Here is a 14,738-nt window from a genome sequence, read left to right as displayed (position 1 = left end):
CGATATCCGATGAAAGCTCACGCGCAACGACTCGTTGCCGCGCGCCTCGGGCTCGCGCTGTTCACGCTGTGGATAGTGTCGATGATCGTGTTCGGCATCACCGGACTTTTACCGGGCGATGCCGCGCAGCAGGCGCTCGGCCAGGCCGCCACGCCCGAGCAGGTGGCGGCTCTGCGGCATCAGTTCGGTCTCGATCAACCCGCGATCACGCGTTATGTGCAATGGCTCGCGCATGTGGTGACGGGCAACTTCGGCACCTCGCTGTCCAACAATCTGCCCGTCAGTGAGTTGATCTCCACGCGTCTGCCGAATTCGCTCGTGCTCGCGGGATTGACGGCGCTCGTGTCCGTGCCGCTCGCGCTCGTGATCGGCATTCTTTCGGCGATGTATCGCGGCTCGCTGCTCGATCGCGTGCTCAACGTGCTCACGCTTTCGACTGTCGCCGTGCCGGAGTTTCTCGTCGCGACCATCGCCGTGCTGATCTTCGCAGTGAAGCTGCGCTGGCTGCCGGCGCTGTCGTATCTGTCGGATGTGTCGTCGTTCGGCGCACTCGTGCGCACGTACGCGATGCCGGTGATGACGCTTTGCTGCGTGATCGTTGCGCAGATGGCGCGCATGACGCGCGCGGCAGTGCTCGATCAGCTGAACGCGTCGTATGTCGAGATGGCCGTGCTGAAGGGCGCTTCGCCAATGCGTGTCGTGTTACGGCACGTGTTGCCGAACACCATCGGTCCGATCGCCAACGCGGTTGCGCTTTCGCTGTCGTATCTGTTCGGCGGCGTGGTGATCGTCGAATCGATCTTCAACTATCCCGGTCTCGCGAGCCTGATGGTCGATGCCGTCACCAACCGCGACATGCCGCTCGTGCAGGGCTGCGTGATGGTGTTTTGCGCGGCGTATCTCGCGCTCGTGCTCATCGCGGACCTGTGTCAGATCGTATCCAACCCAAGGCTGCGTCAACGATGAACCGACACGCTCCTTCTCATGCCACGACCGTGCTATACGAGCAACCTTCCGCACAGCCTTGTGCGGATGCGCAGCAGGAACCGACGTCCGTCGCCAGGCGCGGCGTGTTGAGCCGCCTCGTCGGCCGCTTCTCGGTGCTCGGGCTGACCGGTCTGCTCATCGTCGTGTTCTGGCTCGCGGTAGCGTTCATCGGCCCCGTCATCGCGCCGTACAAAGGCGGCGCGTTTACGTCGACGGAAATCTTCGGCTCGTACAGCGCGGCGCATCTGTTGGGCACCGACTATCTCGGCCGCGACATGCTGAGCCGCATTCTCTACGGCACGCAATACACGGTCGGGCTCGCGCTCGCGTCGACGGTGGCGGCGAGCGTCATCGGCACGTTCTTCGGTCTCGTTGCCGCGGTGTCGGGCCGCTGGGTCGATGAAGTCCTGAGTCGCCTCTTCGACGCGCTGATCTCGATCCCGAGCAAGATTCTCGCGCTCGTCGTGATCGCGGCATTCGGCTCGTCCATTCCGATGCTCATGATGGTCGCCGCACTCGCGTATATCCCCGGCGCGTTCCGTATCTCGCGCTCGCTCGCGGTGAACATCATGACGCTCGAATACGTGCAGGTCGCGAAGGCGCGCGGCGAGAAGCTGTTCTATATCGCACGTGTGGAAGTGCTGCCCAACATGATTCATCCGATGCTCGCGGACTTCGGCCTGCGCTTCGTGTTCATCGTGCTGCTGCTTTCGGGGCTGAGCTTTCTGGGCCTAGGCGTGCAGCCGCCAAACGCGGACTGGGGCTCGCTCGTGCGCGAGAACATCGGCGGTCTCGCGGAAGGCGCGCCCGCGGTGCTGATGCCCGCCGTCGCGATTGCGACGCTCACAGTCGGTGTGAATCTGCTCATCGACAGCCTGCGTCGTCATGGTGCGCGTTCGCACGGAGGCAGACAGTGAATATGACAACGAGCACGAACATGATCGAAGTAAAGGGCTTGCGTGTTGTCGCGGACGTAGCGCCCGATCCCGTCGTCGAAATCGTGAAGGGCGTCGATTTCACCGTGAAGAAAGGCGAAGTGCTCGCGTTGATCGGCGAGTCGGGCTCGGGCAAGACGACCATTGCGTTGGCGCTGCTCGGGCATGCGCGCGGCGGGTGTTCGATTGCGGGCGGGTCCGTGAAGATCGGCGATATCGATGTGCTCGCACTCGATGAAAAAGGCCGCCGCGCATTGCGCGCGCGCACGGTCGCGTACGTTGCGCAGAGCGCATCGGCGGGCTTCAATCCGGCGCGCACGATCATGGATCAGGTGACCGAGCCCGCGCTGCTGCACAAGTTGATGACGCCCGCTGTCGCGCGTCAGAAAGCGATCGGTCTGTTCCGGTCGCTGGCGTTGCCGGATCCGGACACCATCGGCGATCGCTATCCGCATCAGGTATCGGGCGGTCAGTTGCAGCGCCTGATGGCGGCGATGGCGTTGATCACCGATCCCGCCGTCGTCGTGTTCGATGAGCCGACCACCGCGCTCGACGTGACCACGCAGATCGAAGTGCTCGCGGCGTTCAAGGGTGTGGTGCGGGAGCTGGGCACGACGGCGGTGTACGTATCGCACGATCTGGCCGTGGTCGCGCAGATGGCGGACGGGATCGTCGTGTTGAACGGCGGACGGGTGCGCGAGAACGGCACGACCGCGCAGTTGCTCGACGCGCCCGCGGACGAATACACGCGTCAGCTGCTCGCGGCGACACGCCGTCCAGAAGTCGAACTCAGCGCGGCCGACGACGCAAAGCAAACGCCGCTGCTCGAGATTCGCAATCTGAGCGCGGGTTATGGCCGCATCGATGCGCACGGCGTGCCCGCCGTGCGCGTGCTCGATGACGTGAGCCTCAAGATTGCGCGCGGCACCACGCTCGGCGTGATCGGCGAATCGGGCTCGGGCAAGACGACGCTCGCGCGCGTGATTGCCGGCCTCGTCGATCGCGCGAGCGGCGATGTGCTGCTCGACGGCAAACCGTTGCCGGCGAAGCTGTCGGAGCGCACGCTGGATCAGTATCGCCGTGTGCAGATCGTGTTCCAGAACGCCGATACCGCGTTGAACCCGAGCCGCACCATCGCCGATATTCTCGCCAGGCCGATGAACTTCTATCACGGCCTGCGCGGCGCGCCAGCGCAAAAGCGCATGCTCGAACTGCTCGATCTCGTGAAGCTGCCCGCATCGATCGCGAAGCGCCAGCCGGGCGGCTTGTCAGGCGGACAGAAGCAGCGCGTGAATCTCGCGCGCGCGCTCGCGGCGAATCCCGAACTCATTCTCTGCGATGAAGTGACGTCCGCACTCGACACCGTCGTCGGCGCCGCGATCCTCGATCTGCTCGCGGAACTGCGCCGCGAGCTGAAGGTGTCGTACATGTTCATCAGCCACGACATCTCGACAGTGCGCGCCATCTGCGATGAAGTCATCGTGCTGTATGCGGGCCAGTGCGTCGAAGCGGGTCAGCGCGATGCGCTTTCGCATCCGCCGTATCACCCGTATACGGGCTTGCTCGTCGATTCGGTGCCTGCGCTGCGCCCCGGCTGGCTCGATTCGCGGCGCGCGATGGCGCTCGCTGCATTGCCCGCGCTCGGCGCCGAAAGCGATGCGCACGAGCTTTGCTGCTTCCGCTCGCGCTGCGCGGCGCGCATCGACGGCAAGTGCAATGTCAGCCCGCCTGCGAGGAAAACCTTGCCTTCGGGTGCGCAGATTCTCTGTCATCACAGCGCCGACGATCTCGCACGCATGCAGTCGATGGAAACGGTGACGGCATGAACGGACGCTTCGTCAGAGTCGCGGAGAAAGGCCGCAGGACGTTCGAGATCGTCATCGACGGCAGGCGCGCGCGCGCTGCCGAAGGCGACACGTTGATGGTCGCGCTGCTGACTTCACAGGAAGACCTGCGCGACTCCGAGTTCGGCGATGGCCGGCGCGCGGGCTTCTGCGTGATGGGCGCGTGCCAGGACTGCTGGGTATGGACCGCGGACGGCGACCGTGTGCGTGCGTGCACGACGCTGGCGGTCGAAGGCATGTCGATCGTCACGCGGCTCGCGGTTTCGGCGGAGGATATATGGCCGCGACTGTGATCGTGATCGGCGCGGGACCGGCCGGTGTGCGCGCGGCGCAGGCGCTCGTCGAGGCGGGCTTGCGTCCTGTGGTCATCGACGAGGGCCGGCGCGATGGCGGGCAGATTTATCGTCGTCAGCCGGAAGGCTTTACGCGCACGTATGAGACGTTGTACGGCACGCAAGCGCAACATGCGCATGCGTTGCATCGCGATTTCGATGCGTTGCGCACAAAGATCGACTATGTGCCCGACACGCTCGTATGGAACGTCGAGCCTGGCGCCGTCCATGTGGTGAGCGGCACGCGTCATCGCAAGATCGCATTCGATGCGCTCATCATCTGCAGCGGCGCGACGGATCGCCTGATGCCCGTTCCCGGCTGGCATCACGCAGGCACGTATAGCCTCGGCGGCGCGCAGGTCGCACTGAAATCGCAGGGCTGCGCGATCGGCGCGCGCGTCGCGATGATGGGCACGGGACCGCTGCTGTATCTGGTCGCCGCGCAATATGTGAAGGCGGGCGCGACAGTGAGCGCGGTGCTCGATACCTCGACATTGGCACAGCGCCTGCGCGCATTGCCGCAATTGCTCGCGATTCCGTCGGCGCTCAAAAAGGGCATCGCGTTGATGGGCGTGCTCAAAAACGCACGCGTGCCGGTTTATCGCGGCATTACGCCCATTGCGATCGAAGGTACGCCGCAAGAGGGTGTGCAACGCGTGCGCGTGAAGCAGGCCAACGGCACGATGCTGCAAGTTGAATGCGATGCCGTCGCGCTCGGCTATCACTTGCGCTCCGAAACGCAACTGGCCGATCTCGCGGGCTGCGAATTCCGTTTCGACCAGGCATTGCAGCAATGGCTTCCCGTCGCGGACGAGGACGGGCGCAGTAGTGTGAAAGGCGTCTATCTCGCAGGCGATGGCGCGCGCGTGCGTGGCGCGGATGCGGCTGAGCGCGCCGGACGGCTCGCGGCACTGGCTGCATTGAAGGATATCGGCATGAGGCACGACGACACCGAGGCCGTCGAGTTGCGCAAGCAGCTATCACGCTTCACGCGCTTCGCCGCGGGCTTGCGCACGGCGTTTCCGTGGCCCGCGCGATTCGCCGCGGCATTGCCGGATGAAACCATCGTTTGCCGATGCGAAGCGATCACGGCAGGCGAGCTGCGACGCGTCGTGAATGAGATGGGCGCGAAAGAAGCGAATCGCGCAAAGGCGTTCTCACGCGTCGGCATGGGCCGATGTCAGGGCCGCTTCTGCGCGCATGCGGGCGCGGAAGTCATCGCTGCGCAAGCGCGTGTGCCGCTCGAAGCGGTCGGCCGCCTGCGTGGCCAGGCACCCGTCAAACCTTTGCCGATGGCGCTGTCGTCGCATGAGGACATGGAGACGAGCGAATGAACGGGCATGCCGATGTGATCGTGATCGGCGGCGGCATCGTCGGCACGACGACTGCGTTTTTTCTGCGCCGCCGCCAGCGCTCGGTGATTCTGCTCGAACGCGGTTTGACGGGGCAGCAGGCGAGCGGCGTGAATTTCGGCGGCGTGCGCCGGCAAGGACGCGCGCTCGAACAACTCGCCATGTCGAACCGCGCATTGGAAACATGGCGGCGTTCGCGTGAATTGCTCGGCGAGGATGTCGAGTTCCTGCCGTCGGGTCATACGCGCGTGTGCTATCACGCGCGTGACGCCGAATACTTTCATCGCTATGCCGCCGATGCGCGCGCCTACGGCCTCGATCTCGAAGTGCTCGATGGCGCGGCGATGTTCAGGCGCTTTCCGTTTCTCGGCCGCGATGTACTCGCCGCATCCGTCTCGCCGCTCGATGGTCACGCGAACCCGCGCCTTGCCGCGCCCGCATTCGGACGCGCGGCGGCACGACTCGGCGCGCGCATCGTCGAGAACACCGAAGTGGTGCGCGTCGAAAAGGACGCAGGCGGCTTTCGCGTCGAAAGCGCAACGGGCGATGTGTATCGCGCGGAGCAGGTACTCATCTGCGCGGGCGCATGGGCCGATGCGCTGTCGACGCAATTCGGCGAGCCCGTGCCGCTCGTCGCGCGCGGCCCGCAAATGGCGGTGACGGAACCCGTGCCTTACGTGTTCAGGTTCTCGATGGGCGTGTACACGTCGATCAAGGAAGAGAGCGTGTATTTCCGGCAGGTAGCGCGCGGAAATATCGTGCTGGGCGGCGGCCCGACCGTCCCGGTGGATGCAACGACCCGCCGCGCAGGCGTGCTGCCTGACAACACCGTCGCGCAGATGGCGCAGTTCCTCCGCATGGTCCCCGCGATGCGTCCGCTGCATGTGATTCGCGTGTGGAGTGGCGTGGAAAGTTATCTGCCGGATTCGGAGCCGGTGATCGGCCCGAGCACGAAAGCAGACGGTTTGTTCTATGCATTCGGCTTTTCCGGTTCCGGTTTTCAGATTGGCCCGGGCGTCGGCGAAACGCTCGCCGAATTGCTCGATACGGGCAGCACGCCCATCGATCTCGCTTCGTTTTCCATTGGACGATTTCAGCGCGCTTCGTCGACGCACGCCGAATCGGTTACTTCCCAGACTTCACCATGAGCCAAGCCAATCTGATCGACGCGCTCGCGTATATCGAAGCCAATTTCGACAAGACCGTGAGCCTCGCGCAGCTCGCGGATCTCTCGGCGCTGAGCGTATCGCGCTTCGCGACAGTGTTTCGTGAGCAATTCGGGCTTTCGCCGTACAAGTATCTGTGCGAGTTGCGCGTGCGCCGAGCACAGACCTTATTGCTTGCGGGCGTACCCGGATCGGTCGTCGCGACGGAAGTGGGCTTTTTCGATCAAAGCCATCTGGCGCGGCATTTCAAGCGCTTGTGCGGCATGACGCCGAGTGCCTTTGTGGAGCGTACGCGCCAGAAATCGCGGTCAGCCGAGTTCGATGCCTGTTTGAAGAAGCGCGTCGCGCAAGCCAGGACGCGGATATTTGCGCCCGACGATGCGCATGTCGCCTAGCGCTTCCTGAATGATCCACTTGCGCACGCGTGGACGCGCTTCAGAAGATGACATCGCCCTTGCGCATGGATTCATTGACTGCCCATGTGCCTTCGGTGTTCGCCGCGAAGAAGAGCGCATCGCCGTCCATGAAGTGGATCGTGTTTCATGGTCTCGCCGTCAGGACGATTGAATGCGCCGTTCGATCTTGCCGAGCCGCACGACCGTCACGCCTGGCCGCAACTGACGCAGCGAGGGCATGACGAGCATGCAGTCGTCGTAGGGTGTCTTCACGGGATCGCCATTGGTCCAGCCGATCACACTGCCGGCTTTGGGAAATACTTCGAGGCCGGTGTAGTCGGCTGCGAAGCGGAAGTCCATGCTCGTCGCGACGACGGGCTCCGTCACGCGCACGACGAGCATTTCCTGCGGCGATGCCTGAATCCAGCCAGCAGGCAGGTCTTCCTTTTCGACCACGCCGGACAGAACAAGAAAGCGCGCCGTCACGTCGCGCGCGACCGTAACGGCGCTCGCTTCCCAATGCTGTCCGCATTCGATCAGCAACGCGTTCTTTCCGCTCGATGGATCACCGAAGCCTTCGTAGTCGCGCATGCGCCGGCCTTCGGGATGTCCTTCATCGCAAATGACGGTCGCGGGCGTGCCGAGCCTCGCCGACAACTCGATGCCTTTATCGAGCGGCCCCGCGACGATCAACGGCTTGCTCTTCTCATGCATCGAATGCAAGTCGAGCAGCAGATCGACGGTGTCGATGACGGGCCGCATCGCGCGGGCACGGCGCAACTCGCTCGAATCGCGCGAGGCGTCGTCGAGCGTGTGCGCGGTCCATACGCGGTTGAAGTCCTGATCGACGAAGCGCGATGCGTCAGGGTTGTCCGCATCGAAGCGCGCGTAGGCATCGACATTGGCGAATGCGAGCGTGAGCTTGCCGCGACGCGGCCGCAGCTTCGCGCGCAGCAGTTCGTCGACGACGATCGCGCCGCACACTTCGTTGCCGTGCGTGAGCGCGTTGATCATCACATGAGGACCGTCGATCCCCGAATCGAACGTATGCACATACGGCACGCCCGCGCTGCCCGATGCATGTGCGCTGATATCCGGAAACGTGATCTCGATCGGATAAGCGTTCATTCGAGGCCACCCTGGCAGAGGTACTTGATCGAGAGGTAATCGTCGAGACCGTACTTCGAGCCTTCGCGTCCGTAGCCCGATTCCTTCACGCCGCCGAACGGCGCAGCCTCGCTCGAAATCGCGCCTTCGTTGATGCCGACGAGACCTGTTTCGAGCAGACGCGACACGCGGTCGATGCGTCGCAGATCCTGGCTGTAGAAATACGATGCGAGGCCGAAGGGCGTATCGTTCGCCGCGCGGATGGCTTCGGCTTCATCGTCGAACCGGAAAAGCGATACAACCGGGCCGAAGGTCTCTTCGCAGCTCAGTTGCATGTCGGGCGTGGCGTCGGCGAGGACCGTGGGCGCGTAATAGTTCGCACCAAGTTCGGCGCGGCGCTTGCCGCCCGTGAGGACGCGCGCGCCGCGCTTCACCGCGTCGTTCACATGACGCTCGATCTTTTCAACCGCGCGCGCGTTGATCATCGGGCCGATTTGCGCGTCCGGGTCCGTCGCGGGCGCGACCTTCAATTCGCAGACGCGCTTCGTCAGCAAGTCCGCGAACCTGTGATAGACGGACGACTGCACGTACACGCGATTCGGGCACACGCACGTCTGTCCGCCGTTGCGGAACTTCGATGCCATGAGGCCGGTGACGGCGGCATCGAGATCGGCGTCGTCGAACACGATGAAGGGCGCGTTGCCGCCGAGTTCCAGCGACAGCTTCTTCAACGTGCCCGCGGATTCGCGCGCGAGATACTTGCCGACGGGTGTCGAGCCCGTGAACGTGATCTTGCGCACGCGGCCGTCTTCGAGCCAGTCGGCGACGGCTTCGTGCGCGTTGTCGCGCGATGCGCTGATGAGATTCAATGCACCGGCCGGCACGCCTGCTTCATGCGCGAGCATCACCAGCGCGAGCGCGGTGAGCGGCGTATCTTCCGCCGGCTTGCCGACGACCGTGCAGCCCGCCGCGAGCGCGGGCGCGATCTTGCGCGCGATCATCGCGAGCGGGAAATTCCACGGCGTGATCGCCGCGACGATGCCCACCGGCTCCTTCACGGCGCTCATGCGCTTGCCGCGTTGCTGCTGCGGAATGATGTCGCCGTAGATGCGCGTGGCTTCATCCGCGAACCATGCGACATACGACGCGCCGTACATCACTTCGCCACGGCCTTCGGCGAACGGCTTGCCTTGTTCGAGCGAGATGAGCCGCCCGAGCGCGTCCGCGTTTTCGACGATCGACGCGTGCCAGCGATGCAGCACGGCCGCGCGATCTTTCGGCAAGGTATCGCGCCAGGCGGGGAAGGCGCGGGCGGCGGCATCGGTGGCAGCGCGCGCATCGGCGGGGCCGCTGTCGGCGACGTGCGCGATGACTTCGCCCGTCGCGGGATCGCTGACGGCGAAGCGCTTGCCGCTCGCCGCAGGCACCCATTTGCCGTCGATGAAGTTGTCGGCGCGAATCAGATCGCTCAACTCATATCGTTGCGTCATGAGGGTCTCCATAAAGATCAGGCGAGCAGTCGCGCAATGGCTGCCCCGACTTCCGTCGTCTTTGCCGTGCCGCCCAGATCGCCCGTGCGTGGGCCTTCTCTCAATATCGCCGAGATCGCGGCAAGCATTGCATCGTGGGCTTCACGCTCGCCGAGGAAATCGAGCATCATCGCGGCGGACCAGATCATCGCGATCGGATTGGCAATGCCCTTTCCCGCGATATCCGGCGCGGACCCGTGCACGGGCTCGAACAGCGAGGGGAAAGTGCGCTCCGGATTCATGTTCGCCGATGGCGCGATGCCGATCGTACCCGTGCACGCCGGGCCGAGGTCCGAGAGAATATCGCCGAAAAGATTCGTGGCGACGACCACATCGAAGCGATCCGGATTCAGTACAAAGCGTGCGCACAGGATGTCGATGTGCTGCTTGTCCCATGCGACGTCCGGATATTGCCCGGCGATTTCAGCGGCGCGCGAATCCCACCACGGCATGCTGATCGAGATGCCGTTGCTCTTCGTCGCGACGGTGATTTTCTTCTTGCGCTTCTGCGCCAGATCGAACGCGAACTTCAAGACACGCTCCGCGCCTTTGCGCGTGAAGATGGAAGTCTGCGACACGAACTCGCGCTCGGTGCCTTCGAACGATACGCCGCCGACCGACGAGTACTCGCCTTCCGTGTTCTCGCGCACGATCATGAAGTCGATATCGCCTGCCTTGCGATTGGCGAGCGGCGAGGGCACGCCATCGAACAAACGCGCGGGCCGCAGATTGATGTACTGGTCGAACTCGCGGCGGAACTTGAGCAGCGAGCCCCACAGCGAAATATGGTCCGGCACCGTCTGCGGCCAGCCCACCGCGCCGAACAGAATCGCATCGGCGTCTTGCAACTGGGCTTTCCAGTCGTCGGGCATCATCTGGCCGTGCTGCGCGTAGTAGTCGCAGCTCGCCCACTCGATGTGCCGATAGTCGAGCGCGATGTTGAAACGCTTGCTCACGGCATCGAGCGCGCGCAACGCTTCGGGCATCACTTCTTTGCCGATGCCGTCGCCCGGAATCACGGCAATGCGATAGGTGCTGGACATGAACTACTCCGCGTGAAGTTGATAGACGAGAAAAAGCACGCGCGCGCGTAAAGCGCGTGCGTGCTTTCGATAAATAGAGTGAGAGGCGCGTGCCTCAGTGATGGTGCTGCGAAAAGAGCGATTCGAGCGGGTAATGCGACTTCACGAATGACGTCTTGATGATGACGTAGCTGAAGTACTTTTCGATGCCGATGCCGCGCTCCAGCAGCCCCTCGATGATGCTTTGATAGTGACTCACGCTGCGTGTGACGAACTTGAGCAGGTAGTCGTAACCGCCGCTCGCGAGATGACATTCGACGATCTCGTCGACATCCCTCACCGCATTGACGAACCTGATGAAGTCCTCGCGGCGATGATCGGCGAGCGTGACTTCGGTGAAGACCACCTGCACGTCGCCGAGTTTCTCCAGTTGGATCTGCGCACCATAGCCGACGATATAACCCGCCTTCTCCAGCCGCTTCACGCGAATCAGGCAAGGGCTGGGCGACAGGCCGACCGCATCGGCGAGTTCCACGTTCGTGATACGTCCGCGTTTCTGCAATTGCGAAAGGATACGCAGATCGATTCGGTCCAGCTTGCTGTCGTTGCTCATCGTGGCGGGTTCGGTCTTGCATGTCGGCGGTCGGTCGATGTTATCACGCGGCCGCGCGAGAACCACATCCGGAAACGCCCTTCAATGCAGTGCGCACGTCGCTCTGTGCGAGCACGTCGTCGAGCGTTTTGGCGAGGCGCTCGAACATCGTGTCGAAGTTTGCCTCCGTATAGCACAGCGCCGGTGCAAAGCCGAGAATGTTGTCGCCGAATGCGCGGAACACGAGGCCATTGCGATACGCCGCTGCGGCGATGCGATCAGGAAGCTTCAGTGATGCATCGAAGCCGCGCTTGCTGTCCTTGTCGGCGACCAGTTCGAGCGCGCCGAGCAGGCCGCGATGACGCGCATCGCCCACGAGCGGATGATCGAGCAGCGCATCGAGTCCCTGCGCGAAACGCGGTGCCCGCGCCTGGCCGTTCGCGAGCAGGCCGCCCTCGTGATAGAGCCGCATGACTTCGAGACCGATGGCCGCGCTCACGGGATGCGCAGAGTACGTGTGGCCGTGACCGATCGCGGCCGATACATCGCCGCCATCGGCGATGCCCTGATAGACCGCATCGGACATGAGCACTGCGCCCATGGGTGCATAGCCCGCGGTGAGGCCCTTCGCGACCGTCATCAGATCGGGCTCGACGCCTTCGCCTTCGCATGCGAAGAGCGGGCCGGTTCGACCGAAGCCGGTGATGACTTCATCGGCGACGAAGAGGATGTCGAGCTTGCGGCACACTTCGCGCATCGCCTTCAGCCAGCCGACGGGCGGCACGATCACGCCGCCCGAGCCTTGAATCGGCTCGCAGAAGAATGCCGCGACGTTGTGTGCGCCGAGCTCCGCGACCTTCGCTTCGAGCGCTTTCACCGATGCGTCGATGAGCGCGGCGTCATCGGCATAGTCATTACGATAGGCATACGGCGACGGAATGTGGTGCTGCGTCGCAAGCGGCAGATCGAAGTTGCGATGAAACGCGGGCAACGCGGTCAGGCCCGCACCGATCGACGACGATCCGTGATAGCCGCGTTGCAGCGCGATGCAGTGCTTCTTCGACGGACGGCCCGTCGCGTTGTAGTAGTGCGTGATGAAGCGCAGGGCGGAATCGACGGCATCCGAGCCGCCGAGCGTGAAGTACACGTGTTGCAGCGATGCGGGCGCGAGTTCCACGAGCTTCGCGGCCAGTTCGATTGCGGGCTCGGAGCCGAAGTGGAAGTAGCCGGTCGCGTAAGGCAGCTTCGCCATCTGCTTCGCGGCGGCATCGACGATACTCGCATGCCCATAGCCCGTGTTCACGCACCAAAGGCCGGAGAACGCGTCCAGTAGCTGGTTGCCTTCGATATCACGCAGGAACACGCCATCGGCGGAATCGAGGACAGTGACGCCGCGCGCCTCATGCGCACGATAGCTGACGACGGGATGAATCAGATGCTGACGGTCGGACTCGACAAGCGACTTGATCGACATGATGCGGCTCTCTCTTTTGTGCGGACAGTGTTCGAAATAGCTCGTGACCGTTTCATACTATCGGCAGAGCCGCATCACGCGCATCGCCAAAAAAATCCCCAAAAAACGAAAATGCCGCGTTTTGCGGGGCGCTTGCAGCATTTTGTGCTGCGCGCTCTGCGCGGCGGTTTCAGTAGCCGCGTGTGCGGTCGATCTCACCGATCATGTGCTCTCCCGCGCGATGGCGGCGCAGATTTTCCAGCACCACGTCGACGGCGGTCTCGGGGCGCGTCGCGCTCGCGATATGCGGCGTCAGGCGAACGCGCGGGTGCGTCCAGAACGGATGAGTCGGCGGCAACGGTTCGGGCTCGGTCACATCGAGAATCGCGGCGTGAAGACGGCCGCTGTCGAGCGCATCGAGCAGGTCTTGCTGAATCACGTGTTGGCCGCGCCCCACGTTGATGAAAGACGCGCCTTCGGGCAGCGCCCCGAACACGCGCTTGCCGATGAGACCGCGCGTCGCATCCGTGAGCGGCAGCAGGCACACGAGGATATCCGTACGCGCGAGGAAAGCATCGAGCGATTCGATGCCCGTATAACATTCGACGCCTGCTATTTCATGCGGCGAACGGCTCCAGCCCGCGCAAGGAAAGCCGAAGAGACGCAGCGTGTTCAGCACCGCCGTGCCGAGCATGCCGAGCCCCAACACGCCGATGCGCCGCGTCGACGCCGCGCGTACGGGCCTTTCGAGCCATACGCGCTCGCGCTGCTGCACGGCGTAATCGAAGAGGTCGCGATGAATCGTGAGCACCGCCTGCGTCACATATTCCACCATGCCTTCGGCGATGCCCGGCTCGGTCATGCGCACGACGGCAACATGCGGCGGCACGCTCGACAGATCGAACTGATCGATGCCCGCGCCCACCGAGAAGATCACCTTGAGATTAGGCAAGGTCTGCATGATATCGGCGGGTGGCTGCCACGCGGCGAGATAGTGCACGGCAGCGGGATCACCGATATCGGGCCACAAACGGAACGGCATGTCCGGCGCTTTTTGCGCGAAGCGTTGCGCCCATTGCTTGCCGCGTTCGGGATCGGCCTTATAGAGGATGGTCATGAGTCAGCACAGCGCCTGGTTGATGATCGCGAATTGCACGACGGATGCATCGTGCGGCAGCCTGCCATTGCGCGCCATCTTGATGACCGTATCGACGCGCTTGAGGCGGGCGCCTTCGAGCCAGTCCGACAGACCGCTTTCGTCCGGCGTGTCGATGCGCGTGAACTTGCCTTCGTTATGCGCGAGCCAATGCGCGATGAGCGCTTGCGCGCGGCGCACGTGTTGCTGGTCGGCGGTGATGGAAACGACCGGGCCGATCGCGTGGCCGCGCCCGAACTCGCGAATGAGCGCGAAGCCCAGTGTTTCGCCGTCCCGTTCGAGCAGAATGCCTTGGGCGACGTTCAGGAGCGAAGGCAGCAGCGCGCTCCGGTCAAGCCCGCTCGCGCGCGATGCGAGCGCGACGAGCGCTGCCGTATCGCGCGTCTCGATCGCACGCACGCTTTCGCCCGCCTGCAAGTCGACGCGAGGCACAGTGAAACCGGCGGATTGATGCTGATGAATCGCGCCGATGCGCGTGAACCCGAGCTTCGCATACAGCGGCTCGCCCGCGGGCGTCGCGTGCAAAACGGTGATGCGATTGCCGAGCGCTTCGAGCAGCAGGTCCATCAGCTTGCGGCCGATGCCCTTGCCCTGTTGATCGGGCGCGACGATCACCATGCCGAGCGAGCCGCCGTCACCGCCATACTCCCAGCACAGCGCGGTGCCGACCACACGCTCGCCATCCTGCGCGACGAAACCCGCGCCGGCATCCAGCACGAAGCGCCAGTCATCGGCGCGATGCGGCCATTTGACGTCGAGTGACAACGCATGTGCGGCGGCGATGTCATCGACGGTGAAGGGGCGGTAGAGAACGGTGGATGCTTCAGTGGCGGACATGGAGATACTCCACGATAGAGGCTCCCCGTTA

Annotated in this window: 15 protein-coding genes; 7 read left to right on the top strand and 8 right to left on the bottom strand. The window is 63.8% G+C overall.

The genetic code is table 11. The annotated features are described in order from the left end of the window. Positions 1-9 precede the first annotated feature (9 nt). The 7 genes from BMW76_RS18615 to BMW76_RS18585 are packed head-to-tail and all read left to right on the top strand — an operon-like array spanning position 10 to position 7,011. Entirely contained in the window at positions 10-966 is a 957-nt protein-coding gene (locus BMW76_RS18615) for an ABC transporter permease (protein ID WP_090867619.1), read from the top strand. Further along, positions 963-1,904: an ABC transporter permease gene (locus BMW76_RS18610; RefSeq protein WP_090867617.1), complete on the top strand. Its 942-nt coding sequence runs from the start codon at positions 963-965 to the stop codon at positions 1,902-1,904. The genes BMW76_RS18615 and BMW76_RS18610 overlap by 4 nt, the downstream gene beginning before the upstream one ends. Before the next feature lie 20 nt (positions 1,905-1,924). Continuing rightward, on the top strand, positions 1,925-3,748 hold the full coding sequence (locus tag BMW76_RS18605; protein ID WP_245763271.1) for an ABC transporter ATP-binding protein: 1,824 nt from the start codon (positions 1,925-1,927) through the stop codon (positions 3,746-3,748). Beyond that, the gene (locus BMW76_RS18600) at positions 3,745-4,059 is read left to right on the top strand and encodes a (2Fe-2S)-binding protein (RefSeq protein WP_090867613.1); all 315 of its coding nucleotides are present in this window, start codon (positions 3,745-3,747) and stop codon (positions 4,057-4,059) included. The genes BMW76_RS18605 and BMW76_RS18600 overlap by 4 nt, the downstream gene beginning before the upstream one ends. Continuing rightward, entirely contained in the window at positions 4,044-5,432 is a 1,389-nt protein-coding gene (locus tag BMW76_RS18595) for an FAD/NAD(P)-dependent oxidoreductase (protein WP_090867611.1), read from the top strand. The genes BMW76_RS18600 and BMW76_RS18595 overlap by 16 nt, the downstream gene beginning before the upstream one ends. Continuing rightward, positions 5,429-6,598: an NAD(P)/FAD-dependent oxidoreductase gene (locus BMW76_RS18590; protein WP_090867609.1), complete on the top strand. Its 1,170-nt coding sequence runs from the start codon at positions 5,429-5,431 to the stop codon at positions 6,596-6,598. Before BMW76_RS18595 ends, BMW76_RS18590 begins: the two co-directional genes overlap by 4 nt. After that, positions 6,595-7,011, top strand: a complete 417-nt coding sequence (locus BMW76_RS18585) for a helix-turn-helix domain-containing protein (protein WP_090867607.1) — start codon at positions 6,595-6,597, stop codon at positions 7,009-7,011. The genes BMW76_RS18590 and BMW76_RS18585 overlap by 4 nt, the downstream gene beginning before the upstream one ends. A 40-nt stretch (positions 7,012-7,051) precedes the next feature. On the opposite strand, the gene BMW76_RS42605 is transcribed toward BMW76_RS18585, so the two are convergent. The 8 genes from BMW76_RS42605 to BMW76_RS18550 all read right to left on the bottom strand — a co-directional run bounded on the left by BMW76_RS42605 (position 7,052) and on the right by BMW76_RS18550 (position 14,707). Then, positions 7,052-7,141 (bottom strand): hypothetical protein, encoded by a 90-nt coding sequence (locus tag BMW76_RS42605; protein WP_407668974.1) that lies wholly within the window; start codon positions 7,139-7,141, stop codon positions 7,052-7,054. 29 nt (positions 7,142-7,170) lie between these two features. Then, positions 7,171-8,139, bottom strand: coding sequence for a M14 family metallopeptidase (locus BMW76_RS18580; protein ID WP_090867605.1), 969 nt, complete (start codon positions 8,137-8,139; stop codon positions 7,171-7,173). Next, a complete protein-coding gene (locus BMW76_RS18575; RefSeq protein ID WP_090867603.1) occupies positions 8,136-9,608 on the bottom strand; it encodes an NAD-dependent succinate-semialdehyde dehydrogenase in 1,473 nt (490 codons plus the stop codon). Before BMW76_RS18575 ends, BMW76_RS18580 begins: the two co-directional genes overlap by 4 nt. Positions 9,609-9,625: 17 nt before the next feature. Next, the gene (locus BMW76_RS18570; RefSeq protein WP_090867601.1) at positions 9,626-10,690 is read right to left on the bottom strand and encodes a tartrate dehydrogenase; all 1,065 of its coding nucleotides are present in this window, start codon (positions 10,688-10,690) and stop codon (positions 9,626-9,628) included. 94 nt (positions 10,691-10,784) lie between these two features. Beyond that, entirely contained in the window at positions 10,785-11,282 is a 498-nt protein-coding gene (locus BMW76_RS18565; protein ID WP_090867679.1) for an Lrp/AsnC family transcriptional regulator, read from the bottom strand. A gap of 43 nt (positions 11,283-11,325) precedes the next feature. Then, the gene (locus BMW76_RS18560) at positions 11,326-12,735 is read right to left on the bottom strand and encodes an aspartate aminotransferase family protein (protein WP_090867599.1); all 1,410 of its coding nucleotides are present in this window, start codon (positions 12,733-12,735) and stop codon (positions 11,326-11,328) included. Positions 12,736-12,904: 169 nt separating this feature from the next. Next, complete coding sequence (locus tag BMW76_RS18555) at positions 12,905-13,831, bottom strand: 2-hydroxyacid dehydrogenase (protein WP_090867597.1); 927 nt, start codon at positions 13,829-13,831, stop codon at positions 12,905-12,907. A gap of 3 nt (positions 13,832-13,834) precedes the next feature. Further along, a complete protein-coding gene (locus tag BMW76_RS18550; RefSeq protein WP_090867595.1) occupies positions 13,835-14,707 on the bottom strand; it encodes a GNAT family N-acetyltransferase in 873 nt (290 codons plus the stop codon). Positions 14,708-14,738: the final 31 nt, after the last annotated feature.

Source organism: Paraburkholderia diazotrophica (genome assembly GCF_900108945.1).
In the GTDB taxonomy this organism is placed as follows: Bacteria; Pseudomonadota; Gammaproteobacteria; order Burkholderiales; family Burkholderiaceae; genus Paraburkholderia; species Paraburkholderia diazotrophica.
The sequence above is the reverse complement of the archived record's forward strand: the minus strand, read 5'-3'. Positions and strand labels throughout refer to the sequence as shown.

Coding starts and splice junctions, on each gene's coding strand:
- BMW76_RS18615 (WP_090867619.1), top strand. CDS start 10: ATGAAAGCTCACGCGCAACGACTCGTTGCCGCGCGCCTCGGGCTCGCG.
- BMW76_RS18610 (WP_090867617.1), top strand. CDS start 963: ATGAACCGACACGCTCCTTCTCATGCCACGACCGTGCTATACGAGCAA.
- BMW76_RS18605 (WP_245763271.1), top strand. CDS start 1,925: ATGATCGAAGTAAAGGGCTTGCGTGTTGTCGCGGACGTAGCGCCCGAT.
- BMW76_RS18600 (WP_090867613.1), top strand. CDS start 3,745: ATGAACGGACGCTTCGTCAGAGTCGCGGAGAAAGGCCGCAGGACGTTC.
- BMW76_RS18595 (WP_090867611.1), top strand. CDS start 4,044: ATGGCCGCGACTGTGATCGTGATCGGCGCGGGACCGGCCGGTGTGCGC.
- BMW76_RS18590 (WP_090867609.1), top strand. CDS start 5,429: ATGAACGGGCATGCCGATGTGATCGTGATCGGCGGCGGCATCGTCGGC.
- BMW76_RS18585 (WP_090867607.1), top strand. CDS start 6,595: ATGAGCCAAGCCAATCTGATCGACGCGCTCGCGTATATCGAAGCCAAT.
- BMW76_RS42605 (WP_407668974.1), bottom strand. CDS start 7,141: ATGGACGGCGATGCGCTCTTCTTCGCGGCGAACACCGAAGGCACATGG.
- BMW76_RS18580 (WP_090867605.1), bottom strand. CDS start 8,139: ATGAACGCTTATCCGATCGAGATCACGTTTCCGGATATCAGCGCACAT.
- BMW76_RS18575 (WP_090867603.1), bottom strand. CDS start 9,608: ATGACGCAACGATATGAGTTGAGCGATCTGATTCGCGCCGACAACTTC.
- BMW76_RS18570 (WP_090867601.1), bottom strand. CDS start 10,690: ATGTCCAGCACCTATCGCATTGCCGTGATTCCGGGCGACGGCATCGGC.
- BMW76_RS18565 (WP_090867679.1), bottom strand. CDS start 11,282: ATGAGCAACGACAGCAAGCTGGACCGAATCGATCTGCGTATCCTTTCG.
- BMW76_RS18560 (WP_090867599.1), bottom strand. CDS start 12,735: ATGTCGATCAAGTCGCTTGTCGAGTCCGACCGTCAGCATCTGATTCAT.
- BMW76_RS18555 (WP_090867597.1), bottom strand. CDS start 13,831: ATGACCATCCTCTATAAGGCCGATCCCGAACGCGGCAAGCAATGGGCG.
- BMW76_RS18550 (WP_090867595.1), bottom strand. CDS start 14,707: ATGTCCGCCACTGAAGCATCCACCGTTCTCTACCGCCCCTTCACCGTC.